This is a genomic window from Denitratisoma sp., from assembly GCA_032027165.1.
Taxonomy (GTDB): Bacteria; Pseudomonadota; Gammaproteobacteria; order Burkholderiales; family Rhodocyclaceae; genus Desulfobacillus.
This window is the reverse complement of sequence record JAVSMO010000001.1, coordinates 3,013,290-3,039,273: the sequence shown is the minus strand read 5'-3', so window position 1 is coordinate 3,039,273 and position 25,984 is coordinate 3,013,290. Positions and strand designations below refer to the sequence as shown.

Here is a 25,984-nt window from a genome sequence, read left to right as displayed (position 1 = left end):
GTCAAGCCTGCGGCTGTATTCCGCCCCTGGACGGGACTATCCTGCCGAACACGCCGGCCCTAGCCAATGAAAGGCCCTGCCATGTCTGACAAGCTGCCCGATTCCTCCAACCTCGCCGCCTGGGAAAAGGCCGCCGCCAAGTCGGCGCCGAACGGCGACGTCGCCGCCCTCAACTGGGTCACGCCGGAAGGCATCACCGTCAAGCCGCTGTATACGAAGCGCGACGCCGAGGGCCTGCCTTACTCAGACACGCTGCCCGGCCTCGAGCCCTTCCTGCGCGGCCCGCAGGCCACCATGTACACCGTGCGGCCGTGGACCATCCGCCAGTACGCCGGCTTCTCCACCGCCGAGGAATCCAACGCCTTCTACAAGCGCGCGCTGGCCGGCGGCGGCCAGGGCATCTCGGTGGCCTTCGACCTCGCCACCCACCGCGGCTACGATTCCGACCACCCGCGCGTCACCGGCGACGTCGGCAAGGCCGGCGTGGCGATCGATTCCGTCGAGGACATGAAGATCCTCTTCGACGGCATCCCGCTCGACAAGATTTCCGTCTCCATGACCATGAACGGCGCCGTGCTGCCGGTGCTGGCCGGCTACATCGTCGCCGCCGAGGAGCAGGGGGTGAGCCAGGAGAAGCTCTCCGGCACCATCCAGAACGACATCCTCAAGGAGTTCATGGTCCGCAACACCTACATCTATCCGCCGGCGCCGTCGATGCGCATCATCGCCGACATCATCGAGTACACGGCGACGCACATGCCGAAGTTCAACTCGATCTCGATCTCCGGTTACCACATGCAGGAGGCCGGCGCGACGCAGGCCCTCGAACTCGCCTTCACGCTCGCCGACGGCAAGGAGTACGTGAAGACGGCGCTCGCCAAGGGCCTCGACGTCGACGCCTTCGCCGGGCGATTGAGCTTCTTCTTCGCCATCGGCATGAACTTCTATCTCGAAGTCGCCAAGCTGCGCGCGGCGCGCCTGCTCTGGTGGCGCATCATGAAGCGCTTCAACCCCAAGAGCGCCAAATCGATGATGCTGCGCACCCACTGCCAGACCTCCGGCTGGTCGCTCACCGAGCAGGACCCCTACAACAACGTCGTGCGCACGGCCATCGAGGCGATGGCCGCGGTGTTCGGCGGCACGCAGTCGCTGCACACCAACTCGCTCGACGAAGCCATCGCCCTGCCCACCGACTTCTCGGCACGCATCGCCCGCAACACCCAGCTCATCATCCAGGAGGAGACGCACATCACCAGCGTGGTCGACCCTTGGGCGGGCAGCTACATGATGGAGAAGCTGACGCAGGACATGGCCGACCAGGCCTGGGCCATCATCGAGGAAGTCGAAGCCATGGGCGGCATGACCAAGGCCGTCGAATCCGGCTGGGCCAAGTTGAAGATCGAGCAGTGCGCCGCCGAGAAGCAGGCGCGCATCGACTCGGGCAAGGACGTCATCGTCGGCGTGAACAAGTACCGCCTCGACAAGGAAGACCCGGTGGATATCCGCGAGATCGACAACAGCGCCGTGCGCGAGGCGCAGATCGCGCGGCTGAAGAAGATCCGCGCGGCGCGCGATGGTGCGGCCGTGCAGAAGGCGCTCGATGCCCTCACCGACGCCGCGAAGACCGGGAAAGGCAACGTGCTCGACCTCGCCGTCAAGGCGGTGCGCCTGCGCGCCACCGTCGGCGAGATCTCCGACGCGCTGGAAAAGGAATGGGGCCGCTTCCGCGCCACCAACCAGGCCATCTCCGGCGTGTACGGCGCCGCCTTCGAGCACGACTGGGAATGGCAGGAGATCAAGCAGGACATCGAGGCCTTCGCCGCGGCGGAAGGAAGGCGCCCACGCGTCATGGTCGCCAAGCTCGGCCAGGACGGCCACGACCGCGGCGCGAAAGTCGTCGCCACGGCGCTCGCCGACCTCGGCTTCGACATCGACATCGGCCCGCTCTTCCAGACGCCGGAGGAAGCCGCGCGCCAGGCCATCGAGAACGACTGCCACGCCATCGGCGTGTCGACGCTGGCCGCCGGCCACAAGACGCTGGTGCCGGCGCTGGTCAAGGCGCTTAAGGACCAGGGCGCGGAAGACATCATCGTCTTCGTCGGCGGCGTGATTCCCGCGCAGGATTACGATTTCCTGAACAAGGCGGGCGCCGCCGGCATCTTCGGGCCGGGCACGCCGATCCCGGCCTGCGCGAAGCAGGTGCTGGCCGCCATCCGCAAGGCGCATGCTGCCGCATGATCGTCGAGCGACACAAACGCCTCACCGTATTCACCTCCCCCTTTGAAAAAGGGGGATCGAGGGGGATTTTTTCGGCGGCCGCGCCATACCAGCCGCTTATAAATCCCCCCCAGCCCCCCTTTGTCAAAGGGGGGAGAGAAACGCGATGAATCAACCAGCGCGGGAATTCCATGCGTTGGAAGCTACCGACCGCGAGCTGGTCGACGGCGTGCTCGCGCGCCAGCCGCGCGCGCTGGCGAAGGCCATCACGCTGATCGAGTCGACGCGGCGCGACCATCAGGCGCGGGCGGAACAGGTACTGGCGGCCCTGTTGCCGCACACCGGCAAGGCGATCCGCGTCGGCATTTCCGGCGCGCCGGGCGCCGGCAAGTCCACCTTCATCGAGGCCCTCGGCCTGCACCTCATCGGGAAGGGCCACCGCGTCGCCGTGCTGGCGGTCGATCCCTCCAGCACGCTCTCCGGCGGCTCCATCCTCGGCGACAAGACGCGCATGGAGAAGCTGTCGACCCATCCCAACGCCTTCATCCGCCCCTCGCCTTCGGGCGGCTCGCTCGGCGGCGTGGCGGAGAAGACGCGCGAGGCGATGCTGGTGTGCGAGGCGGCCGGCTTCGACGTCATCGTCGTCGAGACGGTCGGCGTCGGCCAGAGCGAGACCACCGTCGCCGGCATGGTGGACGCCTTCGTCCTGCTGCAGTTGCCGAATGCCGGCGACGACCTGCAGGCGATCAAGAAGGGCATCGTCGAACTCGCCGACCTGGTCGTCATCAACAAGGCGGACATCGACCCGAAGGCGGCGCAGTTCGCGAAACATCAGTTCGAGAACGCGCTCAGCCTGCTGCGTTCGACCTCCGCCCGCTGGCGGCCGAAGGTGCTGACCCTCAGCGCGCAGACCGGCGCGGGCGTCGCCGCCTTCTGGCAGGAAATCGAAAGGCATCGCAAGACCCTCGAGGCGAGCGGCGAGCTGGCGCAGAAACGCCGGCGCCAGGCCCTCGACTGGATGTGGACCCTGATCGACGCCGAGCTGCGCAGCCGCTTCAGGCACCACGAAGGCGTGAAACAGGATCTGGAAAAAGTCAGTCGCGCCGTCACGGCGGGCAGCATCACCCCGGCCGCGGCGGCGCACCGCCTGCTCGGCCACCTGCAGGATAAAGATTAGTTTCCACCGGAGGCTCTATGCACGACATCATCCGACAGCTGGACGAAAAGCGCGCCGCGGCCCGCCTGGGCGGCGGCCAGAAGCGCATCGACGCGCAGCACGGCAAGGGCAAGCTCACCGCGCGCGAGCGCCTCGAGCTCTTGCTCGATCCCGATTCCTTCGAGGAATGGGACATGTTCAAGGAGCACCGCTGCACCGACTTCGGCATGGAGAAGCAGACGGTGCCGGGCGACGGCGTGGTGACCGGCTACGGCACCGTCAACGGCCGCCTGGTCTTCGTCTTCAGCCAGGACTTCACGGTGTTCGGCGGCGCGCTGTCGGAAGCGCACGCCGAGAAGATCTGCAAGGTGATGGACCACGCCATGAAGGCCGGCGCGCCGGTGATCGGGCTGAACGACTCGGGCGGCGCGCGCATCCAGGAGGGCGTCGCCTCGCTCGGCGGCTACGCCGACGTGTTCCAGAGGAACGTGCTGGCCTCCGGCGTCGTGCCGCAGATCTCCATGATCATGGGCCCCTGCGCCGGCGGCGCGGTGTACAGCCCGGCCATGACCGACTTCATCTTCATGGTGAAGGACTCCTCCTACATGTTCGTCACCGGCCCGGAGGTGGTGAAGACGGTGACGCACGAGGAGGTCACCGCCGAGGAACTCGGCGGCGCGGTGACGCACAACACCAAATCGGGCGTCGCCGACCTCGCATTCGAGAACGACGTCGAGGCGCTGATGATGCTGCGCCGGCTGGTCTCCTTCCTGCCCTCGAACAACCGCGAAAAGCCGCCGGTGGTGCCGACCGAGGACCCCTCCGAGCGCATCGAGATGTCGCTCGACACCCTGGTGCCGGACAACCCGAACAAGCCCTACGACATCAAGGAACTCATCGTGAAGACGGTGGACGAGGGCGACTTCTTCGAGCTGCAGCCGGACTACGCCAAGAACATCGTGATCGGCTTCGGCCGCATGGCGGGACAGACAGTGGGCATCGTCGCCAACCAGCCGCTGGTGCTGGCCGGCTGCCTCGACATCAAGAGCTCGATCAAGGGCGCGCGCTTCGTGCGTTTCTGCGACGCCTTCAACATCCCGGTGGTGACCTTCGTCGACGTGCCCGGCTTCATGCCCGGCACGGCGCAGGAATACGGCGGCATCATCAAGCACGGGGCGAAGCTGCTCTACGCCTACGCCGAGTGCACCGTGCCCAAGGTGACGGTGATCACGCGCAAGGCCTACGGCGGCGCCTACGACGTGATGTCGTCGAAACACCTGCGCGGCGACGTGAACTTCGCCTGGCCCTCGGCCGAGATCGCCGTGATGGGGCCGAAGGGCGCGGTGGAGATCATCTTCCGCGAGGAGAAAAACGACCCGGCCAAGCTCGCCGCGCGCGAAAAGGAATACAAGGAGAAGTTCGCCAACCCCTTCGTCGCCGGCCACCGCGGCTTCATCGACGACGTCATCATGCCGCACGAGACGAGGAAGCGCATCTGCCGCTCGCTGGCGATGCTGAAGGAAAAGAAACTGGAAAACCCGTGGCGCAAGCACGGCAACATTCCGCTCTGAGCCGGGGAGAGAAAAACATGTTCAAGAAGATACTGATCGCAAACAGGGGTGAGATCGCCTGCCGCGTCATCAAGACCGCGCGCAAGATGGGCATCGCCACCGTCGCCGTGTATTCCGAGGCGGACAAGGACTCGCGCCACGTCGAGCTGGCCGACGAGGCCGTCTGCATCGGCCCGCCGCCCTCGAAGGAGTCCTACCTCGTCGCCGACAGGATCATCGCCGCCTGCAGGCAGACCGGCGCCCAGGCGGTGCACCCCGGCTACGGCTTCCTTTCCGAGAACGAGGCCTTCGCCAAGCGGCTGGAGGAGGAGGGCATCGTCTTCATCGGGCCGAAGCACTATTCCATCGCCGCCATGGGCGACAAGATCGCCTCGAAGAAGCTGGCGCTGGAAGCCAAGGTCAACACCATCCCCGGCTACAACGAGGCCATCGACACGCCGGAGCAGGCGGTCGAGATCGCGAAGAAGATCGGCTACCCGGTGATGATCAAGGCCTCCGCCGGCGGCGGCGGCAAGGGCCTGCGCGTCGCCTTCAACGACAAGGAGGCGCACGAGGGCTTCTCCTCCTGCCGCAACGAGGCGAAGAATGCCTTCGGCGACGACCGCGTCTTCATCGAGAAATTCGTAGAGGAGCCGCGCCACATCGAGATCCAGCTGATCGGCGACGCCCACGGCAACTGCGTCTACCTGAACGAGCGCGAGTGCTCGATCCAGCGCCGCCACCAGAAGGTCATCGAGGAGGCGCCCAGCCCCTTCCTCGACGAGAAGACGCGCAAGGCCATGGGCGAGCAGGCGGTGGCGCTGGCCAAGGCGGTGAAGTACCAGTCGGCCGGCACGGTGGAGTTCGTCGTCGGCAAGGACAAGAGCTTCTACTTCCTCGAGATGAACACCCGCCTGCAGGTCGAGCACCCGGTCACCGAGTGCATCACCGGCCTCGACCTCGTCGAGCTGATGATCCGTGTCGCCGCCGGCGAGAAGCTGCCCTTCGCGCAGAAGGACGTCAAGCTGAACGGCTGGGCGATGGAGTGCCGCATCAACGCCGAGGACCCGTTCCGCAACTTCCTGCCGTCGACCGGGCGCCTCGTCCGCTACATCCCGCCGGCGGAGAACGGCGGCGTGCGCGTCGACACCGGCGTCTACGAGGGCGGCGAGATCTCGATGTACTACGACTCGATGATCGCCAAGCTGATCGTGCACGGCGCCACGCGCGACCAGGCCGTCGCCAAGATGCGCGACGCCCTCAACGCCTTCGTCATCCGCGGCGTCTCCTCGAACATCGCCTTCCAGTCGGCGCTGATGCAGCACCCGCGCTTCCAGTCCGGCAAGTTCAACACCGGCTTCATCGCCGAGGAATTCCCCAAGGGCTTTTCCGCCGAGAGCCTGGTGCACGAGGACCCGCTGCTGCTGGCGGCGGTGGCGGCCTTCGCGCGGCGGCGCTACATCGACCGCGCCATCCGCACCAGCGGCCAGCTGCGCGGCCACGAGCGCAAGGTCGGCAACGAGTGGACGGTGCTGATGGGCGGGAAGAAGTACGACCTCACGCTGACGCCGACCGGCGGCGGCTACACGGTCGCCCACGACGGCCAGAGCTGCGAGCTGCGCTCGAACTGGCGCCTGGGCGAGCCGATCTTCCGCGGCACCTGGAACAACGAGCCGGTCTGCCTGCAGCTCGAGCGCCTCGGCCTGAAGTACCGCGTCACCCACTGGGGCACCCAGGCCGACATGATGGTGATGACCGGCCGCGCCGCCGAACTGCTCGCCCTGATGCCGGAGAAGCCGAAGCCCGACCTGTCGAAGTTCCTGCTCTCGCCGATGCCGGGCCTGCTCACCGATCTTTCCCTGAAACCGGGGCAGGAGATCAAGGCCGGCGAAAAGCTGGCGGTGATCGAGGCCATGAAGATGGAGAACATCCTCAAGGCCGACCAGGACTGCGTCGTCGCCGAAGTGATGGCGAAGAAGGGCGACAGCCTGGCCGTCGACCAGCCGATCGTGCGCTTCGCCTGAACGCTTCCGCTGCAGGCGCATGCGCCTGCAGCGTGTTAAGCTGCGCGCCGACTGAACTTCAGGAGTCCGCAGTGTCCAGCCCGTTGCCGCAGGCAGCCCCCCGGGGGCTGCACGAGTATTCGGTCGTCTACACCGACCGCGCCCTCAACCACATGTCGCCCGCCTTCCAGGGCGTCATGCGCGACATCTCCGCCATCCTCAAGGAAGCCTACCGCGCCCATTCCGCCATCGTCGTGCCCGGCGGCGGCACCTACGGCATGGAAGCGGTGGCGCGCCAGTTCGCCGGCGGGCGCAAGTGCCTGGTGATCCGCAACGGCTGGTTCAGCTACCGCTGGAGCCAGATCTTCGAGATGGGGCGCATTCCTGCGGAGGAGATCGTGCTGAAGGCGCGCCCGGCCGCGGCCGGGCCCAAGGCGGCCTTCGCGCCGCCGCCGATCGACGAAGTGACGGCGGCCATCCGCGCGCAGAAGCCGGGCCTGGTGTTCGCCCCGCACGTCGAAACCGCCTCCGGCATGATCCTGCCCGACGGCTACCTGGACGCGGTGGCCGGCGCGGTGCGCGAGGTCGACGGCCTGTTCGTGCTCGACTGCATCGCCTCCGGCGCGATGTGGGTGGACATGGAAGCGCGCGGCGTGGACATCCTGATCAGCGCGCCGCAGAAGGGCTGGAGCGGACCGTCCTGCTCCGCGCTGGTGATGCTCAACGCAAGGGCGCGGGAACGGATCGACGCCACCGCCAGCACCAGCTTCGCCGCCGACCTGCGCAAGTGGCTGCAGATCATGGAAACCTACGAAGGCGGCGGCCACGCCTACCACGCCACGATGCCGACCGACGCCCTGGCGGCCGTCGCCCGCGCCATGCAGGAGACGCGCGCATGGGGCTTCGCGTGGGCGCGCGACGCGCAGGCCGAGCTCGGCGCCCGCGTGCGCGCCCTGCTGGAAGCCCGCGGCTTCGCGAGCGTCGCCGCAACGGGCTTCCAGGCGCCCGGCGTGGTGGTCAGCTACACCGACGACCCGGACATCCACAACGCGAAGAAATTCATCGCCCAGGGTCTGCAGACGGCGGCCGGCGTGCCGCTGATGTGCGACGAGCCGGCGGATTTCCGCAGCTTCCGCGTCGGCCTGTTCGGACTCGACAAGCTGCAGCACATCGACCGCAGCGTGCAGCGCCTCGCCGACGCCCTCGACCGGATGGCCTGAGCCGGTGCAGGCCGCCATCGACCATCTCGTCGTCGCCGCGACCGACCTCGACGCCGGCACGGCCTGGCTGGAAGCGCATCTCGGCGTGGCGCTGGCGCCGGGCGGCCGGCATGCCGCCATGGGCACGCACAACCGGCTGCTGAAGCTCGGCCCGCGTCTCTATCTTGAATTGATTGCCGTCGATCCGGCTGCGTCGCAGCCGGCACGCGCCCGCTGGTTCGGCCTCGACGATGCCGGGCTGCGCGCACGCATCGGCGAACGTCCGCGCCTGATCCACTGGGTGGCGCGCTGCGACGACATCGCCGCCGCGGCAGCCGCCTGCCCCGAGCCGCCGGGCGACATCCTCGACCTTGCGCGCGGCGACTTCCGCTGGCGCATCACCGTTCCCGCCGACGGCCGCCTGCCCGGCGACGGGCTGATTCCCAGCCTCATCCAGTGGCATTCGCCCACGCATCCGGCGGACAAGCTGCCGGACCGCGGCTGCGGCCTGATGAAGCTGGAAGGCTTCCATCCCGAACCGAAGCGCATCCAGGCTTCCCTCTCGGCGCTTGGCCTGGACAAGGCGCTGGCGCTCTTCCCGGCGGAGGCGGGCGAGAGGCCCGGCCTGGCGGCCTACCTCAGGACGCCGGGCGGCCTGCGGGAAATCGACTAAGCTGCGCGTTGCGGGTTAAAGTACCCGACGAAACCGTTGTACGGGTAGCTTAGCCCGCATGCGCACATGGACACCTCTGGCCAACCGAACACCGCTGCTGCCGCGTCTTCCGAAGAAGCGCAGCTGGTGCTGGAATACCGCGCCATTCTCGAGAACGCCTCGGTCGCCATCCTGTTTACGCGGCAGAGCAAGGTGCTGCATTGCAATGCCCGCTTCGCCGAGATGTTCGGCTGGTCGTCGCCCGAGGAGCTCCAGGGACAGCCCGGCTCGGTTTTCTGGCTGAGCCTCGAGGACTATGCGGAGGTCGGGCGCAACGCGGGCCCGGTGCTGGCCGCCGGGCAGGCCTTCGAGGTGGAGCGCCCGATGCGGCGCAAGGACGGCAGCACCTTTCTTTGCCACATCGTTGCCAAGGCGGTCAATCCGGCCGCCACGACGGAGGGCACGATCTGGATCGGGGAGGACGTCACCGATCGCAGACGGGCCGAAGAGACCACGCGGCAGCTCATGCTGCAACAGCAGGCGATCCTGGAGAACGCCTCCGTCGGCATCCTGTTCACCCAGGAAGGGAGCATCCGGCATTGCAATGCGCGCATGGAACAGATGTTCGGCTGGGGTCCGGGCGAACTGATCGGCCAGTCGGCGCGCGTCTTTTTTGCCAGCGATGAAGACTATGGCCTGTTCGGGCAGGAAGCCGGGCCTGTCCTGCTGTCCGGCAACCAGCTCGACGTCGAATGGGCCAACGTCCGCAAGGACGGCTCGCGCCTCTGGTGCCGCATCCTGGCGCGCGCCGTCGTTCCCGGGGATGCCAGCCAGGGCACCATCTGGACGACGGAAGACGTCTCGGCCCGCCGCGAGGCGCAGCTGGCACTCATGCAGGCCCACGAGGAGCTGGAAAACCGGGTTGCGGAACGGACCGCGGAACTGGCCGAGACCAACCTGCGCCTGCAGGAGGAGGTCGCCGAGCGGGAGCAGGCCGAGGAACGCGTGTTGCACCTGGCCAACCATGACGCGCTGACCGGTTTGCCCAACCGGCGCCTGCTGATCGACCGGCTGGGCCAGGCCCTCGCGCTGGCGCACCGCGAAAACCATCAGGTCGCGGTGCTGTTCATGGACCTGGATCGCTTCAAGACCATCAACGACTCGCTCGGCCACATGACGGGGGACGCCCTCCTGCAGAACGTTGCGCGCCGCCTTTCCGAGACCTTGCGCGAGGGCGACACCGTCTCGCGGCTGGGCGGCGACGAATTCGTCGTCGTGCTGCCCAGCCTGGACCAGCCCAAGGCTGCCGAGAAGGTCGCGCTCAAGCTTGTCGATGCCCTGGCGCCGCCCATCGATCTCGGCGGCCAGGAGCTCAGGGTGTCGGCCAGCATCGGCATCAGCCTCTTTCCGGAAGACGGCCACGATACGGAAACCCTGCTGCGGAATGCCGACTCGGCCATGTATCACGCCAAGGACATGGGCAGGAACAATTACCAGTTCTTCATGGAGCAGATGAACATTGCGGCGGCGGAGCGCCTGCGCCTGGAGAACGACCTGCACCGGGCGCTGGAGCGGCAGGAGTTCGAGCTGCATTTCCAGCCGCGCGTGTCCGTGGCGAACGGGCAGGCCTGCGGCATCGAGGCGCTCATCCGCTGGCGCCACCCGGAACGCGGCCTTGTCCTCCCCGAGCACTTCATCCCGGTCGCGGAAGACACCGGGATGATTGTCCCGATAGGCGAGTGGGTCATCGATGAAGCCTGCCGGCAGGGAACCGCCTGGTGCGCCGCCGGCTTGCCGCAGATACCGGTGGCGGTCAATCTCTCGCCCCGGCAGTTCCGCCAATCGAATCTGGTCGACACCGTGGCGCGCGCGCTCGACCGGCATGGCTGGCCGTGCAATCTGCTCGAACTGGAGATCACCGAGGGCGTGCTGATGCAGCAGACCTCGGAGACCCTCAAGACGCTGGAAGCGCTGAACCGGCTGGGCGTCGGGCTGGCCATCGACGATTTCGGCACGGGCTACTCCAGCCTGAGCTATCTCAAGCGCTTCCCCGTGGACTTCCTGAAGATCGATCAGTCGTTCGTCCGCGACATCGCGGTCGATCCGGACGACGCCACCATCGTGACCGCCATCATCGGCCTGGCCCACAGCCTCGGGCTGACGGTCGTCGCGGAAGGCGTCGAAAACGCCAGCCAGCTGGACTTCATCCGGGATGCCGGCTGCGACGAGGCGCAGGGCTACCATATCGGCCGCCCGATGCCGGCCGGGCAGCTGGCGGCATGGATGCTGGCAAACCGCTCGCCCGGTCCCCTCAGAAACGCTTGAAGCGCATGGCCAGGCGGTTATGGACGTCCTTCGGCATGTCGCCGAGCGACAGGTTGATGCCGAGCGTGCTCTTGGGCGCCACCTCGACGCGGCTATAACCCTTGGTGCCGATGCGCTCGACGTAGATCGTCGCGCCGTCGCCCATGGTGCCGCCGCCTTCGACCAGCATGTAGCCCTCGTTCGCGTTCTGGCCGGTCACCTTGATGCCGAGCTCCTTGAGCAGCTCGGGCAGCGCCGCCCAGACCTGTTCGAACGGCGCGGCGTAGCTGGCAGTGACGCCGGTGCCGCGGTCGGCGCGCGAATCGGACACCGTCGAGCAGCCGGCAAAAGTCAGTCCCGCCAGCACGGCGATCCCTCCCAGAAACAGCCTCCTCCTCATGTCTTCTCCTTTTTTCAAGCGAGTTTGGAAAACGCTTCGACCACTTCCGGCGGCGCCTGCACCAGTTCGATCAGCACGCCTTCGCCGGCGATGGGAAACTCCTCGCTGGCCTTCGGGTGCAGGAAGCAGATGTCGTAGCCGGCGGCGCCCTTGCGGATGCCGCCCGGGGCGAAGCGCACGCCCTGCGCCGTCAGCCATTCCATGGCCTTCGGCAGGTCGTCCACCCACAGGCCGACGTGGTTGAGCGGCGTGGCATGCACGGCGGGCTTCTTCTCCGCGTCGAGCGGCTGCATCAGGTCCACCTCGACCTTGAAGGGGCCGCTGCCCATGGCGCAGATGTCCTCGTCGACGTTTTCCCGCTCGCTGACGAAGTTGCCGGTGACCGTCAGTCCCAGCTTGTCCACCCACAGCGTCTTCAGCCGCTCCTTGGAGGGGCCGCCGATGGCGATCTGCTGGATGCCGAGCACTCGGAAAGGTCGCACAGTCATGATGTCTCCCGCAAAAAAGGCATTTTACTTTGAGCGGGCACGCAGAAGTGCCGCCAAGATTACAATAGCCGCATGGATTTCAAGACCACCCTCCAGGCCGCCTGGGCGCGCAACGACTCCCTGCTCTGCGTCGGCCTCGACCCCGACCCGGCGAAATTCCCCGCCGCCCTCAAGGGCCGCAGCGACGCCATCCTCGAATTCTGCAAGGCCATCGCCGACGCCACGGCCGACCTCGCCTGCGCCTTCAAGCCGCAGATCGCCTACTTCGCGGCGAACCGCGCCGAGGACCAGCTCGAGGCGCTGATCCGCCACATCCACGACAGGCATCCCGGCATCCCGGTCATCCTCGACGCCAAGCGCGGCGACATCGGCGCCACCGCCGAGCAGTACGCGCGCGAAGCCTTCGAGCGCTACGGCGCCGACGCGCTCACCGTCAATCCCTACATGGGCTTCGACTCCATTGAACCTTATCTGGCCTGGAAGGAGCGCGGCGTCGTCATCCTCTGCCGCACCTCGAACGCCGGCGGCTCCGACCTGCAGTTCCTCGAGACGGGCGGAAGAAAGCTCTACCAGCACGTCGCCGAACTGGTGGCGACGAAATGGAACGCCGGCGGCCAGTGCGCGCTGGTGGTCGGCGCCACCTTCCCGGCCGAGCTGGCCGAAGTGCGCCGCCTCGTCGGCGACATGCCGCTGCTGGTGCCGGGCATCGGCGCCCAGGGCGGCGACGTCGAGGCAACAGTCAGTGCCGGCAGGACGGCGTCCGGCACCGGCCTCATGATCAATTCCTCGCGCGCCATCCTCTACGCCGGCACGGACAAAAATGCAGACGAAAACTACGCCGCCGCCGCGCGCCAGGTCGCGCTGGAGACCCGCGATGCCATCAACCGATACCGGCGCTGAGCACGGCAACGCGCTGCCGATCCTCAACGAGGTCCGCCACGCCCTCGCGCGGCTGCTCGAGTCGGGCGAGACGACGGTGATCGACCTCGGCGCCCTGCCGATGGGCCCGCAGGACGAGGCCGAGCTGCTCGCCGCGCTGGGCGAAGGCGAGGTCGAGGCGACGATCAACGCCGGCGGCCCGAGCAGCGTGCGCGAGACGGCCTTCCACGGCGTCTGGCTGCTGACCCACCGCAACGAGGCCGGCGAGACGCTGGCGCGCTTCGTCGAAATCGCCTTCGTGCCCGAGCTGCTGATGAGCCAGACCGAGGACGTCGCCGATTCCGCCGCCGCGCTGGCAAAAAAACTGGAGCAGGCGCAGAATAGTTGAACGCTGAAGTGACGGCCACCCCCCGGCAGCCGTCGATGCATTCCCAGGGAGGGCATCATGGCGTTCGACGGACCGACCATCGCCGAGACCCTGCGACGGCAAGGCATCAGCCGCCGCGGCTTCCTCAAGTTCTGCGCCACCACCGCTTCGCTGATGGCGCTGCCGCCCTCGATGGTGCCGGCCATCGCCGCGGCGCTGGAAAAAGCCCGCCGGCCCTCGGTGATCTGGCTCTCCTTCCAGGAATGCACCGGCTGCACCGAATCGCTCACCCGCTCGCACACGCCCTCGATCGAGGGACTGATCCTCGAACAGATCTCGCTCGACTACCACCACACCCTGCAGGCCGCCTCCGGTGAGGCCGCCGAGGCCGCGCGCGAGGCGGCCATGCGCGAGAACCACGGCAAATATCTTCTTGTCGTGGACGGCTCGATCCCGCTCGGCAATGCCGGCTACTCGACCATCGCCGGCGTCAGCAACCTCGACATGCTGAAGGAGACCGCCGCCGGCGCCGCGGCGGTGATCGCGGTGGGCAGTTGCGCGGCCTACGGCGGCCTGCCCGCCGCGCTGCCGAACCCGACCGGCGCCGTGCCGGTCTCGGCGATCGTCAAGGACAAGCCGGTGATGAACGTGCCCGGCTGCCCGCCGATCCCGGTGGTGATCACCGGCGTGCTGGCGCATTTCCTCACCTTCGCCACTCTGCCGGAGCTCGATGCGCAGGGCCGGCCCAAGGTGTTCTACGGCGAGAGCATCCACGACCGCTGCTACCGCCGCCCCTTCTACGACCAGGGCAAGTTCGCCGAGACCTTCGACGACGAGGGCGCGCGCAAGGGCTGGTGCCTGTTCAAGCTCGGCTGCAAGGGGCCGGTCACCTACAACGCCTGCGCCACCACCAAATGGAACCAGGGCGTGAGCTTCCCGATCCAGTCCGGCCACGGCTGCATCGGCTGCTCGGAGCCGGGCTTCTGGGACATGGGGCCGCTCTACAAGCCGCTGTCGATGCCCATCGCGCCGGTGCAGATGATGGTCGGCGCGGCGGCGGCCGGCGGCGCCATCGCCGGCGCCGCCATGGCGATGCGCAACCGCGCGGCGAAGAAGTCGGCGCAAGCGGCGCATCAGAAGGTGACGGTCGACGACCTGGAGAAAGCCAAATGAGCGCGCTTGAACTGCTCACCTGGGCGCGCGGGCCGGGGCTGTCGATCGCGCTGGCCGTCTGCGCCTTCGGCATCCTGCTGCGCCTGTTCGAGATCTTCGGCCTCGGCCGCAAGGCGGACCTCTCCAAACCGCGCGAGCACAGTCCCGGCAGCGGCTGGCGCACCATCGTCAGCCGCTCGCTGCCGCCGCCGGGCATGATGAAGCGCGCGCCGGTCACCTACATCGGCGGCTACGTCTTCCACCTCGGCTTCGCCGTCACGCTGTTCTTCTTCGTGCCGCACATCGAACTGGTGCGCGGCCTGTTCGGCATCAGCTGGCCCGGGCTGCCGACGCAGGTGATCGACATCGCCGCCGTGGCGGCCCTCCTCGCCCTGATCGCGGTGCTGGCGAGCCGGCTCGCCAATCCGGTGAAGCGCTTCCTCTCCGGCTTCCAGGACTACCTCGCCTGGCTGCTCACCTTCCTGCCGCTGGCGACGGGCTACCTTGCCTTCCACCACCTGCTCATCGACTACACGCTGGCGCTGGCCCTGCACATCCTCTCGGTCGAGCTGCTGCTGGTGGCGCTGCCCTTCACCAAGCTCTTCCACACCGTCAGCGTCTTCGTCTCGCGCTGGTACAACGGCGACATCTTCGGCCGCAAAGGAGTGGCGTCATGAGCGCAACGTTCGAACGCGGCATGAACGCCTTCAAGGAAGTGCTCGACGCGCCCGTCGCCAGCTTCTTCTCGAGTTGCGTGCATTGCGGCCTGTGCGCCGAGGCCTGCCTGTTCTACACCGAGACCGGCGACCCGAAGTACACGCCGATCCACAAGCTGGAGCCGCTGCGCCGCGCCTGGCAGCAGGAGTACACCCTGCTCGGCAGGCTGGCGAAGCTGGTCGGCCTGGCGAAGCCCGTCACCGACGCCGAGCTGGCCGAGTGGAGCCCGCTGGTCTACGACTCCTGCACCCTGTGCGGCCGCTGCTCGATGGTCTGCCCGGTCGGCAACGACATCGCCTACATGGTGCGCAAGATGCGAGAGGGCATGACAGCCGCCGGCCACGCGCCGGAAGGCCTGGTCACCGCCACCAAGCGCGCCATCCAGAGCGGCAGCCCGGCCGGCGTGAAGTGGGCCACGGTGGAAGCGACGATCAAGCGCGTGCAGAAGGAGTTCGGCTTCGAGGTGCCGGTGAACCGCGAGAATGCCGACTACCTGGTGCTGATGTCGTCGTGGGAGATCCTCAACTACCCGGAATACCTCGGCGCCGTCGGCCGCATCCTCAACCGGGCCGGCGCGACATGGACGCTGGCCGACCACGCCTACGAGGCCACCAACAGCGGCATCCAGATCGGCGCCTCCGACCTCGCCCGCGAGCTGGTCGGCCGCATCGTCGGCGCCGCCGAGCAGCTCAAGGTGAAATGCGTCATCAGCCCGGAATGCGGCCATGCCTACAGCGCCATCCGCTGGGAGGGGCCGAACCTGATGGGCCGGCCCTTCGGCTTCGAGGTGAAGCACATCCTCGAGGTGCTCGACGACCTGCGCCGCGCCGGCAAGCTGAAGCTGAAGGGCACGCTCGACCAGCCGCTCACCTACCACGACCCCTGCCAGATCTCGCGCCGCGGCGGCGTGTACGAACAACCGCGCACGCTGCTCAACCAGCTCGCGCCGCAGTTCCGCGAGATGAAGGAGACCGGCACCATGAACTGGTGCTGCGGCGGCGGGGGCGGCGTCTCCGCCAACGAGCGCGCCGAGCCGCTGCGACTGACTTCCTTCAAGCGCAAGAAGGCGCAGATCGAGGAACTCGGCGTGAAGACCATGGTGACGGCCTGCGCCAACTGCCGCGTCGTCATGGAGGAGGCGCTGGAGCACTACCACATGGACATCGAGATGCTCGGCCTCACCGAGCTGGTCGCCGAGCACCTCGACGAGGAAGACAAACATGTCTGAACGCCTGGTCATCGACCCGATCACCCGCATCGAGGGCCACCTGCGCATCGAGGCGCAGATGAAGGACGGCGCCATCGAGGCGGCCTACTCCTCCGGCACCATGGTGCGCGGCATCGAGGTCATCCTGCGCGGGCGCGACCCGCGCGACGCCTGGGCCTTCGCCCAGCGCATCTGCGGCGTGTGCACCTTGGTGCATGCCATCGCCTCGGTGCGCGCCGTCGAGGACGCGCTGAAGATCCGCATCCCGCCCAACGCCGAGCTGCTCCGCAACCTGATGATCGGCGCCCAGTACATCCACGACCACGTCATGCATTTCTACCACCTGCACGCGCTCGACTGGGTGGACGTGGTCTCCGCGCTGAAGGCCGACCCGAAGGCCACCGCCGCGCTGGCGCAGTCGCTGTCGAAGTACGCGAAGTCCTCGCCCGGCTATTTCGCCGACGTGCAGGCGAAACTGAAGAAGCAGGTCGACAGCGGCCAGCTCGGCCTCTTCCGCAACGGCTACTGGGGCCATCCCGCCTACAAGCTGCCGCCGGAAGCCAACCTGATGGCGGTGGCGCACTACCTCGACGCGCTCGCCTGGCAGCGCGAGGTGGTGGCGCTGCACACGATCCTCGGCGGCAAGAACCCGCACCCGAATTTCGTCGTCGGCGGCGTGCCGGTCGCCATCAGCATCTGGCCGGACCACCCCGGCCGGGGCAAGGGGCCGCACTACCGCGGCGGCCAGGGCGGCACCGCGCTCGACGTCACCGGCCTGCAGCGCATCCAGTCGGTGATCCAGTCGATGCGCGAGTTCGTCGACCAGGTCTACGTGCCCGACACGCTGGCCATCGCCGGCTTCTACAAGGATTGGTTCAAGCAGGGCGAGGGGCTGGGCAACTTCATGACCTTCGGCGACCTGCCCTCGAAAGGCATGAATGATCCCTCGGGCTTTTTCTTCCCGCGCGGCGCCATCCTCAACCGCGACCTGTCGAAGGTGCACGAGGTCGACCTCAATGCCGAGGACCAGGTGCAGGAATACGTCGCGCATTCCTGGTACGACTACGCCGGCGGCAAGACGAAGGGCCTGCATCCCTACCAGGGCGAGACGAAGCTCAACTACAGCGGCCCCAAGCCGCCCTTCCAGCAGCTGCCGGTGGAGCAGGCCTACTCCTGGCTGAAGTCGCCGCGCTGGAAAGGCAGCGCGATGGAAGTCGGCCCGCTGGCGCGCGTGCTGATGCTCTACGCCACGGGCCACGCGCCGACGAAGGAACTGGTCGGCGCCACGCTGAAGCAACTCGATCTCCCCGTGCAGGCGCTGTTCTCGTCGCTCGGCCGCACGGCGGCGCGCACGCTGGAAACCAAGCTGCTGGTCGACGCCATGCAGGGCTGGTACGACCAGCTCGTCGCCAACATCAAGGGCGGCGACGTCGACACCTTCAACGAAACCCTGTGGGAGCCGTCATCGTGGCCGAAGAGCGCCAAGGGCGTCGGCTTCATGGAAGCGCCGCGCGGCGGCCTCGCCCACTGGATCGTCATCGAGAACGAGAAGATCGCCAACTACCAGTGCGTCGTGCCGAGCACCTGGAACGCCGGCCCGCGCGACCCCGACGGCAAGCCCGGCGCCTACGAAGCCGCGCTCGCCGGCCACGCCATCCACGACCCCAAGCAGCCCCTCGAAGTGCTGCGCACCATCCACAGCTTCGATCCGTGCCTCGCCTGCGCGGTGCATCTCACCGACGAAGAAGGCGAGGGGTTCGAGGTCAAGGTGGTTTGAACGCTGCGGTAGGATCCGACGCGCTGTCCGTTCACGGATACATCGAAGGTCGCATTCGGCCAAGAGCAGGCATTGTCCACTCTCCTCATAAGTAGCCATTCCATCATGCAAAGGGCATTGCTGATACCCAGAATCGGCGGCATACTTCCTTCGCTTAACCCCACTTATTGAGATCGTGACGCAATTCTTTCCGTCATGACGCAATTTTTCCCCGTCACTTGGTCGGTCCGCCTCACATTAGCTGCTATCGAACGGGAGCCGTGAATGCTATGACAAAAGGACAACGCATAACGATCTTTCTTGGCACGATGCTCCTCCTCGGGATCGTCTATTGGCTTAATCGAAGCCCAATAATCGCGATGGGCGACCGGGCGGTCGTGGTGTTTTCCGCCTTAGTGATGCTTTCATTTGTCACCCTTCTCGCAGAACACTACTTTACTCGTCCGACCGATGTAGTAGCCTCAGCTATCTCTGTATTGCTGCTCATATCGCCCGTTCATCCGATCCTTGCCGAAACTGGCGGGTGGTACTGGGCACTGTGGTCATACAGCGCTGTGTTTCTGATTCTCTCTCTATTGTCACTATTGCTGCTAGATCAGAATCGATCTGCGTCCGCGACCACAAACAGGGTTTCCAAGGCGCTCTACACGATCTCTATTACGCTCGGAAATGGCCGTCTTATTTGGTTTTCCGTCTTTGTTGTGACCGCACTGTTCTATGTGGACAACCAATCGACGCTATTCGTTATTCTGTTGATCTACGCGGGTGTGCTCCTTGCCGTTGATCCGGCCAAGGTCCTACGTCTATTTCGTCTTCCCGCAGCAAGACCCGAAGATGTTGTTGCAGAGATATTCAGTGTTCAATCGGACAGCGCGTTTCTGGCCCGCACGTTTCCCGACTCTCCTTCTACTAAGCGTTTCGACCTCGTCGGGTTTTCCTCCAAGGCGGTAAAAGAAGGGGCGTGGATTACCGGCTTAGTCCTTGATACATACCAACTGAATCAACAACGATGGCTCAGGATTCTGACAAGCAACACATTCGCCGAACTAAGCGAGAAAACAACAAAACCCGAGCAAATAATGGATGCCGCAGTTTACAAACTCGAACCCAAGGAAGATATTCAGTTGCTTCAAACGTTGGTTGGCACGCTAAGCGAGGGATCCGATATACAAAAAATAAAATTCGAGTATGCCTTCCAAGTACCAGTCGAGGAAGGAGAGTTGGTTGAAGTTGAAACTCGCAATCTCCGAGTGTTGTATCAAGTCGTAGAGGGAATTACGGAGACCGAGCGACTCGAGTCACGGGACGAAGCAGGAATGATAGTTGGGGAGGCGGTCCAACTGGGAGTCTGGAACCCTGCCACTAGACGTTTTGATAGATTCGGTTGGGTTCCAGTCATGAACTCCCCTGTTGTAAAGGCAAGTCCCGTTGAGGTGCCGGAGCCACAGGCGAATGAATACAAAATTGGCAATGTGCCAGGAACTCGATTTCCAGTTTTCATTGATCTTGAATCTGCAGTAACACACCACCTTGCAATATTGGGTGTTACTGGGTCTGGGAAATCGGTCTTTGCGCGAAACTTGGTTCGCCAGATTGCGGACCACGGCACCAAAGTAATATGCGTCGACTTCACCAACGAGTACAGCCAGCGACTTGTCGATATTGTTGGAGGAACCCTGGTCGACGATAAGACCGGCTCGGATCTCTTTGCGGCGATTGACCAGATAGGCACCCAACTGGATGAGTTTGCTAATAAGAGAGACAAGGCCCTAATCGCAAGGTGCGAACAAACCTTAAATCAGGGCTTTCGGCACGCGATAGAAGCATTTGTCGGTGACGACCGAAAGGCAGTTTTATTTGAACTGCCTGACGTAACGAATTCCACAGGTATCCTTGAGTTTACGAAGTGGTTCTTTAAGACACTATTTCAATTGGCCAAGGAGAAAGCATTTCAAGGAAGAAGAATTTGTGTGGTTCTCGAGGAGGCTCACACAGTAGTCCCCGAATGGAATTTTCTAGGTGTCGAAGATAAGCGGTCGAGTACAGTCGTCAACAGCATCAGTCAAATCGCCCTACAAGGACGAAAATACGGTGTTGGATTTATGGTTATCGCGCAACGTACTGCCAACGTGTCAAAGACGGTACTGACTCAATGTAATTCGGTAGTCGCGTTCCAGCAGTTCGACAAGACAAGCGCTGATTTTCTTGCCAATCATATGGGACCTGATTACCTTGCGACCCTCACGCGCCTAAAGTCGCGACACGCAATCGCGGTTGGGAAAGCATTTAGCAGCGGTACGCCTATGATCTTTCAAGTTCCAGAAATTAACGAGCCAAACGAAAACGTCAGCTAACACGGCGCCCTTAAATCGGCGCTGAAGCGTCACGGCAGCAGAACTTGGGCGTTGAATGACTGCTGTTATATACAGCCGACTGACTGCTCGGGGTCAATAGCTTCCGCTAACCTGCATCCTCGCCGTATCACAGCGACTGACTTTCCCTGCGGGCCTGATTCTGCTTGGATGCGCTTTACAGATTGACGATGCAATCGCCAATCCGTAAAGCTACTTGGACGCAGCTTTCTTCGCCCAGACCAGCATCGCCACGCCGGCGGCGATCATCGGCAGTGACAGCCACTGGCCCATGCTGATCGTGTAGCTGAGGCCGAAGATGCCGGCGTCGGGCTCGCGGAAGAATTCGGCGACGAAGCGCACCGCGCCGTAGCCGATGAGGAACACCGCCGACACCGCGCCCAGTGCGCGCGGCTTCGCAGAGAACCACCACAGCACGGCGAAGAATACGACGCCCTCGAGGAAGGCCTGGTACAGCTGGGAGGGGTGGCGCGCGATGGCGTCGACGTGCGGGAACACCATCGCCCAGGGCAGCGCGGGATCGGCGGCGCGCCCCCACAGCTCGCCGTTGATGAAGTTGCCGAGGCGGCCGAAGCCGAGCCCGGGCGGCACCAGCGGCGCGATGAAGTCCATCACCGCGAACCAGGCGAGCTTCTTCTTGCGCGCATACAAAGTCAGTGCCGCCAGCACGCCGAGGAAGCCGCCGTGGAAGCTCATGCCGCCCTTCCAGACGGCGAGGATCTCCAGCGGGTTGGCGAGGTAGTGCGCCGGCTCGTAGAACAGCACCTGCCCGAGCCGCCCGCCGATCACCACGCCGAGCACGCCGTAGAAGAGCAGGTCGTCGATGTCCTTCGCCGTCCACTTCAGGTCGGGCCGGCGCGCGATGCGCCGGCGTCCGAGCATCACAAAGGCGACGAAGCCGGCGAGGTACATCAGCCCGTACCAGCGCACCGAGAGCGGGCCGAGGGAGAAGGCGATGGGGTCGATGTGGGGATAGGTGAGCATGGCGTGGATGATAAGGGCAAATTGACGCCTCGCCGCCGAGGTGATACTTTCGTATTACCTGATTTTCCGGAGCTGCCATGACCGTCACGACCACCATCAAGCTCCCCGACGACCTGAAAGAGCGCGTCGCCTCCGCCGCCGCCGCCAGCGGCAAGACGCCGCATGCCTGGATGGTGGAAGCCATCGAAGCCCAGGCGGCGCTTGCGCAGCGCCGGCAGGATTTCGTCGCCTCGGCGCTGAAGGCGGAGCAGGAAGTGGCCGAATACGGGCTGGTCTATGACGCCGACGAGGTGTTCAGCTACATCCTGGCCAAGGCCGAGGGCAAGCGCGCGGCCAAACCCAAGCCGCGCAAGCGCTAGCCGCCTTGACCCGCCTCGTTTTGGCGCCGGGTGCGCTACGCGACATTGAACGCCTGACCGATTTCCTCGTCGAACAGGATACACCTGCCGCAGGGGCCACGGCGCGGATATTGACCGAAGGCCTCGGCATCCTGAAGCAGCACCCGCTCATCGGGCGCGAAGCCGAAGCCGGCTTGCGCGAGCTGGTCATTTCGAGGGGTCGCAGCGGCTATGTGGCCCTCTACCGCTTCGATGTCGCCGCGGATACGGCGCTCGTCCTGGCCATCCGGCACCAGCGGGAAGGCGGTTACGCCTGACCAGGCGGTAAAATAGGCACTAGATCATCTGAACCCCCGGAGTCACGCCATGCCCGAATACCGTTCCCGCACTTCCACCCACGGCCGCAACATGGCCGGCGCGCGCGCGCTGTGGCGCGCCACCGGCATCAAGGAAGGCGATTTCGGCAAGCCGATCATCGCCGTGGTGAATTCGTTCACGCAGTTCGTGCCGGGCCACGTGCACCTGAAGGACATGGGCCAGCTCGTCGCGCGCCAGATCGAGGCGGCCGGCGGCATCGCCAAGGAGTTCAACACCATCGCCGTCGACGACGGCATCGCCATGGGCCACGGCGGCATGCTGTATTCGCTGCCCTCGCGCGAGCTGATCGCCGATTCCGTCGAGTACATGGTGAACGCCCACACGGCGGATGCCATGGTGTGCATCTCCAACTGCGACAAGATCACCCCGGGCATGCTGATGGCGGCGCTGCGCCTGAACATCCCGGCGGTGTTCGTCTCCGGCGGGCCGATGGAGGCGGGCAAGGTGAAGTGGCACGGCGAGTACCGCATGGTCGACCTGATCGACGCCATGATCGAGGCGGCGGATTCGCACAACACCGACGAGGAAGTGAACGCCATGGAGCGCTCGGCCTGCCCGACCTGCGGCTCCTGCTCGGGCATGTTCACCGCCAACTCGATGAACTGCCTGACCGAGGCGCTGGGCCTGGCGCTGCCCGGCAACGGGTCGCTGCTCGCCACCCACGCCGACCGCGAGAAGCTCTTCGTCAAGGCCGGCCGCCTGATCGTCGACCTGGCCAAGCGCTACTACGAGCAGAACGACGTTTCGGTGCTGCCGCGCTCGATCGCCAGCTTCAAGGCCTTCGAAAACGCCATCGCCCTCGACATTTCCATGGGCGGCTCGACCAACACCGTGCTGCACCTGCTGGCCGCGGCGCAGGAGGCCGGCGTGAATTTCACCATGGCCGACATCGACCGCATGTCGCGCCGCGTGCCCTGCCTGGCCAAGGTGGCGCCGGCGACGCAGAAGTACCACATGGAGGACGTGCATCGCGCCGGCGGCATCATGGCCATCCTCGGCGAGCTCGACCGCGCCGGACTCCTCAACCTCAACTGCCCGACGGTGCTGTATCCGACGCTGGGCGAGGCGCTCGACTGCTGCGACGTGAAGCGCAATGCCGACCCCAAGGTGCACGAGTTCTACCGCGCCGCGCCAGGCGGCGTGCCGACGCAGACGGCCTTCTCGCAGAGCCGCCGCTTCCCGAAGCTCGACCTCGACCGCGCCAACGGCTGCATCCGCGACAAGGCGCACGCCTATTCGCAGGACGGCGGCCTGGCGGTGCTCTTCGGCAACATCGCCGAAAAGGGCTGCATCGTGAAGACGGCGGGCGTCGACGAATCGATCCTGAAATTCACCGGCCGCGCCCGCGTCTGCGAATCGCAGGAGGAGGCGGTGGAGAAGATCCTCGCCGGCAAGATCGTCGCCGGCGACGTCGTCGTCGTGCGCTACGAGGGACCGAAGGGCGGCCCCGGCATGCAGGAGATGCTCTACCCGACCTCGTACATCAAGTCGATGGGGCTGGGCAAGGAATGCGCCCTGCTCACCGACGGCCGCTTCTCCGGCGGCACCTCGGGACTCTCCATCGGCCATGCCTCGCCCGAGGCGGCGGCCGGCGGCGCCATTGGTCTGGTCGAGGAGGGCGACACCATCGAGATCGACATCCCCCATCGGCGCATCCACCTCGCCGTGGAAAAGTCAGTCCTGGCGGCACGGCGCAAGGCCATGGAAGCGAAGGGCGAGAAAGCCTGGAAGCCGGCCAAGCGCGAGCGCACGGTGTCGGCCGCGCTGCTGGCCTACGCCGCGATGACCACCAGCGCCGACACGGGCGCGGTGCGCGACGTGGCGCAACTCGCCAAGCGCTGACGCGTTGCGCCATCGCGTTCTGGTCCTCGGCGGCTACGGCAACTTCGGCCAGCCGATCTGCCGCGCCCTGGCGCAGGATGCCGACATCGAGCTGCTGGTCGGCGGGCGCAGCACTGACCGGGCAACCGCCTTCGCCGGCACGCTCGGTGCCCGCGGGCTGGCCGTCGATGCGCATGCGGCGGATCTGGCCGCGCAGCTGAAATCGCAGGACATCGCCACGCTCATCCACACCGCCGGCCCCTTCCAGGGCCAGGACTACGCCGTAGCGGAGGCCTGCATCGCCGCCGGCTGCAACTACCTCGACCTCGCCGACGGGCGCGATTTCGTCGCCGGCATCGGCGCGCTCGACGAACGGGCACGGGCCGCCGGCGTGCTGGCGACGAGCGGCGCCAGTTCGGTGCCGGCGTTGTCGGCGGCGGTCGTCGACCATTTCCTGCCCGAGTTCGCCGAACTGCACGAAATCCGCCACGGCATCAGCTCGGGTGCGAAGACGCCCGGCCTGGCGACGATGCAGGCGGTGTTCGGCTACTGCGGCAAGCCCTTCGACCGCTTCGAGGACGGCGCCTGGACGACGACCCACGGCTGGCTCGACCTGCAGCGCCGCCGTTACGTTGATCCTGTCGGCGCGCGCTGGCTGGGCAGTTGCGACGTGCCCGACCTGGAACTGTTTCCGTTGCGCTATGCCGGCGTGAAGAGCGTCGTCTTCCATGCCGGCGTCGGCAACCCGGCCTCGCATCTCGCCACCTGGGCGCTGGCCGGCCTCGTGCGCAAGGGCTGGCTGAAGAGCCTGTTGCCGCTGGCCCGTCCGCTCTGGCACCTGAGCCGCTGGCTGGAACCGCTCGGCACGAAACTGAGCGCCATGCACGTCGCGCTGAAGGGCAGCGGCCGCGACGGCAAGCCGCTCGAGCGCCGCTGGCAGCTGGTCGCCTACGACAACCACGGACCGCAGATCCCCTGCGGCGCGGCCATCGCGCTGGCGCGCAAGCTGGCGCGGGGCGAGGTTGCGCGGAAAGGCGCGACGCCCTGCGTCGGCCTGCTGACGCTGGAGGAATACCTCGGCGCGCTCTCGCACCTGAAGCTCAAGCAGGTCCTGCAGTGATGGAATTCCTCTGGCTGAAATGGCTGCACATCCTCAGCGCCACGCTGCTGTTCGGCACCGGCCTCGGCACGGCCTTCTACAAATGGAGCGTCGACCGCTCCGGCGACGTGCGCGCCATCGCGGCGGTGATGCCGCGCGTGGTCCTCGCCGACTGGCTGTTCACCGCCACCACCGTCGTCATCCAGCCGCTGACCGGCCTGCGCATGGCGCAGCTCGCCGGCTACCCGCTGACCAGCGGCTGGGTGGCCTGGTCGCTGGGACTCTACGTGCTGGCCGGGCTGTGCTGGCTGCCGGTGGTGTGGCTGCAGCTGCGCATGCGCGACATGGCGCTGCGGGCCGCAGCGGAGGGCGCGGCGCTGCCGCCGCGCTATCATCGCTACGCGCGCATCTGGTTCGTGCTGGGCATTCCGGCCTTCACGGCGTTGATGGTGGTGTTTTATTTGATGGTGTTTCGTCCCGCAGGCTGAGGCCATGAACGAAAGCGAATTCGAACAGCTGTATGCCGGCCGGCTGTGGAGCCTGCTGTCCTGGCAGCAACTCAGCGACTTCTGGGCGCGCATCGACCGCGATGCCGGCTGGTACCTGTACGCGGTGGGCGAGCCATTACCCACGGCGCCGGCCTCAACGCAGGAAGTCGAGCGCTTCATCGCCGAAACCGACGCGCTGCTGCGCAAGGAACACCATCACGACTACTGCGGCATCGTCTACGCCGACGACCTCGAATCGCCGCGCCTGGTGAAGATCTACGACCCGAACAACCTCGGCTCCTCCTGCGGCACCGGCAAGCACCCGCACCCGCCGGGCTGGATCATGAGCCGCGTGCTGCCGGTCGAGCTGGAACGCCCCGGCCCCCTGCCGGAATCCCGCAAGCGCTGGTGGCGCGCCTTGTTCGCTGGCTGAATC

General features: G+C 66.0%; 23 protein-coding genes. 20 read left to right on the top strand and 3 right to left on the bottom strand.

Features of this window, described 5'->3' with window-relative positions:
* The first annotated feature begins 81 nt into the window (after window positions 1–81).
* The 7 genes from scpA to ROZ00_14790 all read left to right on the top strand — a co-directional run bounded on the left by scpA (window position 82) and on the right by ROZ00_14790 (window position 11,102).
* Entirely contained in the window at window positions 82–2,238 is a 2,157-nt protein-coding gene (scpA, locus tag ROZ00_14820; GenBank protein MDT3737499.1) for a methylmalonyl-CoA mutase, read from the top strand.
* A gap of 145 nt (window positions 2,239–2,383) precedes the next feature.
* A complete protein-coding gene (gene meaB, locus ROZ00_14815; protein MDT3737498.1) occupies window positions 2,384–3,394 on the top strand; it encodes a methylmalonyl Co-A mutase-associated GTPase MeaB in 1,011 nt (336 codons plus the stop codon).
* 17 nt (window positions 3,395–3,411) lie between these two features.
* Window positions 3,412–4,944: an acyl-CoA carboxylase subunit beta gene (locus ROZ00_14810; protein ID MDT3737497.1), complete on the top strand. Its 1,533-nt coding sequence runs from the start codon at window positions 3,412–3,414 to the stop codon at window positions 4,942–4,944.
* Between the two features lie 17 nt (window positions 4,945–4,961).
* Window positions 4,962–6,947, top strand: coding sequence for an acetyl-CoA carboxylase biotin carboxylase subunit (gene accC, locus ROZ00_14805; GenBank protein ID MDT3737496.1), 1,986 nt, complete (start codon window positions 4,962–4,964; stop codon window positions 6,945–6,947).
* A gap of 71 nt (window positions 6,948–7,018) precedes the next feature.
* A complete protein-coding gene (locus ROZ00_14800) occupies window positions 7,019–8,146 on the top strand; it encodes an alanine--glyoxylate aminotransferase family protein (GenBank protein MDT3737495.1) in 1,128 nt (375 codons plus the stop codon).
* 4 nt (window positions 8,147–8,150) lie between these two features.
* A complete protein-coding gene (locus ROZ00_14795) occupies window positions 8,151–8,798 on the top strand; it encodes a VOC family protein (protein MDT3737494.1) in 648 nt (215 codons plus the stop codon).
* A gap of 66 nt (window positions 8,799–8,864) precedes the next feature.
* A complete protein-coding gene (locus ROZ00_14790) occupies window positions 8,865–11,102 on the top strand; it encodes an EAL domain-containing protein (GenBank protein MDT3737493.1) in 2,238 nt (745 codons plus the stop codon).
* Here ROZ00_14790 and ROZ00_14785 read toward each other — a convergent pair.
* Together ROZ00_14785 and ROZ00_14780 are read right to left on the bottom strand one after the other, a co-directional pair.
* Complete coding sequence (locus tag ROZ00_14785) at window positions 11,089–11,481, bottom strand: hypothetical protein (protein ID MDT3737492.1); 393 nt, start codon at window positions 11,479–11,481, stop codon at window positions 11,089–11,091. The two genes, ROZ00_14790 and ROZ00_14785, sit on opposite strands and share 14 nt — an antisense overlap.
* A gap of 14 nt (window positions 11,482–11,495) precedes the next feature.
* Window positions 11,496–11,969 (bottom strand): VOC family protein, encoded by a 474-nt coding sequence (locus tag ROZ00_14780; GenBank protein ID MDT3737491.1) that lies wholly within the window; start codon window positions 11,967–11,969, stop codon window positions 11,496–11,498.
* 72 nt (window positions 11,970–12,041) lie between these two features.
* Here ROZ00_14780 and pyrF point away from each other — a divergent pair, with 72 nt between their 5' ends.
* The 7 genes from pyrF (at window position 12,042) to ROZ00_14745 (ending at window position 20,422) form a co-directional block, all read left to right on the top strand.
* A complete protein-coding gene (gene pyrF / locus ROZ00_14775; GenBank protein ID MDT3737490.1) occupies window positions 12,042–12,869 on the top strand; it encodes an orotidine-5'-phosphate decarboxylase in 828 nt (275 codons plus the stop codon).
* Window positions 12,844–13,236 carry a hydrogenase expression/formation C-terminal domain-containing protein gene (locus ROZ00_14770; GenBank protein MDT3737489.1) on the top strand — a complete coding sequence of 131 codons (393 nt, stop codon included), beginning with the start codon at window positions 12,844–12,846 and terminating at the stop codon, window positions 13,234–13,236. The genes pyrF and ROZ00_14770 overlap by 26 nt, the downstream gene beginning before the upstream one ends.
* A gap of 57 nt (window positions 13,237–13,293) precedes the next feature.
* Window positions 13,294–14,388 (top strand): hydrogenase small subunit, encoded by a 1,095-nt coding sequence (locus ROZ00_14765; protein ID MDT3737488.1) that lies wholly within the window; start codon window positions 13,294–13,296, stop codon window positions 14,386–14,388.
* Window positions 14,385–15,044 carry a hypothetical protein gene (locus ROZ00_14760; GenBank protein MDT3737487.1) on the top strand — a complete coding sequence of 220 codons (660 nt, stop codon included), beginning with the start codon at window positions 14,385–14,387 and terminating at the stop codon, window positions 15,042–15,044. The genes ROZ00_14765 and ROZ00_14760 overlap by 4 nt, the downstream gene beginning before the upstream one ends.
* Complete coding sequence (locus ROZ00_14755) at window positions 15,041–16,312, top strand: (Fe-S)-binding protein (GenBank protein MDT3737486.1); 1,272 nt, start codon at window positions 15,041–15,043, stop codon at window positions 16,310–16,312. Before ROZ00_14760 ends, ROZ00_14755 begins: the two co-directional genes overlap by 4 nt.
* Complete coding sequence (locus ROZ00_14750; protein MDT3737485.1) at window positions 16,305–18,068, top strand: nickel-dependent hydrogenase large subunit; 1,764 nt, start codon at window positions 16,305–16,307, stop codon at window positions 18,066–18,068. The genes ROZ00_14755 and ROZ00_14750 overlap by 8 nt, the downstream gene beginning before the upstream one ends.
* 269 nt (window positions 18,069–18,337) lie before the next feature.
* Window positions 18,338–20,422 (top strand): ATP-binding protein, encoded by a 2,085-nt coding sequence (locus ROZ00_14745; GenBank protein ID MDT3737484.1) that lies wholly within the window; start codon window positions 18,338–18,340, stop codon window positions 20,420–20,422.
* Window positions 20,423–20,632: 210 nt separating this feature from the next.
* Here the strand turns inward: ROZ00_14745 and lgt are convergent, their stop codons facing one another.
* Window positions 20,633–21,424: a prolipoprotein diacylglyceryl transferase gene (lgt, locus tag ROZ00_14740; GenBank protein MDT3737483.1), complete on the bottom strand. Its 792-nt coding sequence runs from the start codon at window positions 21,422–21,424 to the stop codon at window positions 20,633–20,635.
* Between the two features lie 77 nt (window positions 21,425–21,501).
* On the opposite strand from lgt, the gene ROZ00_14735 reads away from it, so the two are divergent.
* The 6 genes from ROZ00_14735 to ROZ00_14710 are packed head-to-tail and all read left to right on the top strand — an operon-like array spanning window position 21,502 to window position 25,981.
* On the top strand, window positions 21,502–21,783 hold the full coding sequence (locus ROZ00_14735) for a hypothetical protein (GenBank protein MDT3737482.1): 282 nt from the start codon (window positions 21,502–21,504) through the stop codon (window positions 21,781–21,783).
* Between the two features lie 5 nt (window positions 21,784–21,788).
* Window positions 21,789–22,079, top strand: a complete 291-nt coding sequence (locus ROZ00_14730; GenBank protein MDT3737481.1) for a type II toxin-antitoxin system RelE/ParE family toxin — start codon at window positions 21,789–21,791, stop codon at window positions 22,077–22,079.
* 49 nt (window positions 22,080–22,128) lie between these two features.
* Entirely contained in the window at window positions 22,129–23,982 is a 1,854-nt protein-coding gene (ilvD, locus tag ROZ00_14725) for a dihydroxy-acid dehydratase (GenBank protein MDT3737480.1), read from the top strand.
* 4 nt (window positions 23,983–23,986) lie between these two features.
* On the top strand, window positions 23,987–25,081 hold the full coding sequence (locus ROZ00_14720; protein MDT3737479.1) for a saccharopine dehydrogenase NADP-binding domain-containing protein: 1,095 nt from the start codon (window positions 23,987–23,989) through the stop codon (window positions 25,079–25,081).
* Window positions 25,081–25,548, top strand: coding sequence for a DUF2269 domain-containing protein (locus tag ROZ00_14715; protein ID MDT3737478.1), 468 nt, complete (start codon window positions 25,081–25,083; stop codon window positions 25,546–25,548). The genes ROZ00_14720 and ROZ00_14715 overlap by 1 nt, the downstream gene beginning before the upstream one ends.
* Window positions 25,549–25,552: 4 nt before the next feature.
* Window positions 25,553–25,981 carry a hypothetical protein gene (locus tag ROZ00_14710; GenBank protein ID MDT3737477.1) on the top strand — a complete coding sequence of 143 codons (429 nt, stop codon included), beginning with the start codon at window positions 25,553–25,555 and terminating at the stop codon, window positions 25,979–25,981.
* The last annotated feature ends 3 nt before the right edge of the window (window positions 25,982–25,984 follow it).

What these genes read in the sequence shown, in the direction of transcription:
- ROZ00_14710 (MDT3737477.1), top strand. Translation starts at nt 25,553, where the DNA reads ATGAACGAAAGCGAATTCGAACAGCTGTATGCCGGCCGGCTGTGGAGC.
- ilvD (MDT3737480.1), top strand. Translation starts at nt 22,129, where the DNA reads ATGCCCGAATACCGTTCCCGCACTTCCACCCACGGCCGCAACATGGCC.
- ROZ00_14765 (MDT3737488.1), top strand. Translation starts at nt 13,294, where the DNA reads ATGGCGTTCGACGGACCGACCATCGCCGAGACCCTGCGACGGCAAGGC.
- ROZ00_14760 (MDT3737487.1), top strand. Translation starts at nt 14,385, where the DNA reads ATGAGCGCGCTTGAACTGCTCACCTGGGCGCGCGGGCCGGGGCTGTCG.
- ROZ00_14745 (MDT3737484.1), top strand. Translation starts at nt 18,338, where the DNA reads ATGACAAAAGGACAACGCATAACGATCTTTCTTGGCACGATGCTCCTC.
- ROZ00_14780 (MDT3737491.1), bottom strand. Translation starts at nt 11,969, where the DNA reads ATGACTGTGCGACCTTTCCGAGTGCTCGGCATCCAGCAGATCGCCATC.
- ROZ00_14755 (MDT3737486.1), top strand. Translation starts at nt 15,041, where the DNA reads ATGAGCGCAACGTTCGAACGCGGCATGAACGCCTTCAAGGAAGTGCTC.
- ROZ00_14790 (MDT3737493.1), top strand. Translation starts at nt 8,865, where the DNA reads ATGGACACCTCTGGCCAACCGAACACCGCTGCTGCCGCGTCTTCCGAA.
- ROZ00_14735 (MDT3737482.1), top strand. Translation starts at nt 21,502, where the DNA reads ATGACCGTCACGACCACCATCAAGCTCCCCGACGACCTGAAAGAGCGC.
- lgt (MDT3737483.1), bottom strand. Translation starts at nt 21,424, where the DNA reads ATGCTCACCTATCCCCACATCGACCCCATCGCCTTCTCCCTCGGCCCG.
- scpA (MDT3737499.1), top strand. Translation starts at nt 82, where the DNA reads ATGTCTGACAAGCTGCCCGATTCCTCCAACCTCGCCGCCTGGGAAAAG.
- ROZ00_14750 (MDT3737485.1), top strand. Translation starts at nt 16,305, where the DNA reads ATGTCTGAACGCCTGGTCATCGACCCGATCACCCGCATCGAGGGCCAC.
- ROZ00_14810 (MDT3737497.1), top strand. Translation starts at nt 3,412, where the DNA reads ATGCACGACATCATCCGACAGCTGGACGAAAAGCGCGCCGCGGCCCGC.
- ROZ00_14770 (MDT3737489.1), top strand. Translation starts at nt 12,844, where the DNA reads ATGCCATCAACCGATACCGGCGCTGAGCACGGCAACGCGCTGCCGATC.
- ROZ00_14715 (MDT3737478.1), top strand. Translation starts at nt 25,081, where the DNA reads ATGGAATTCCTCTGGCTGAAATGGCTGCACATCCTCAGCGCCACGCTG.
- meaB (MDT3737498.1), top strand. Translation starts at nt 2,384, where the DNA reads ATGAATCAACCAGCGCGGGAATTCCATGCGTTGGAAGCTACCGACCGC.
- accC (MDT3737496.1), top strand. Translation starts at nt 4,962, where the DNA reads ATGTTCAAGAAGATACTGATCGCAAACAGGGGTGAGATCGCCTGCCGC.
- pyrF (MDT3737490.1), top strand. Translation starts at nt 12,042, where the DNA reads ATGGATTTCAAGACCACCCTCCAGGCCGCCTGGGCGCGCAACGACTCC.
- ROZ00_14785 (MDT3737492.1), bottom strand. Translation starts at nt 11,481, where the DNA reads ATGAGGAGGAGGCTGTTTCTGGGAGGGATCGCCGTGCTGGCGGGACTG.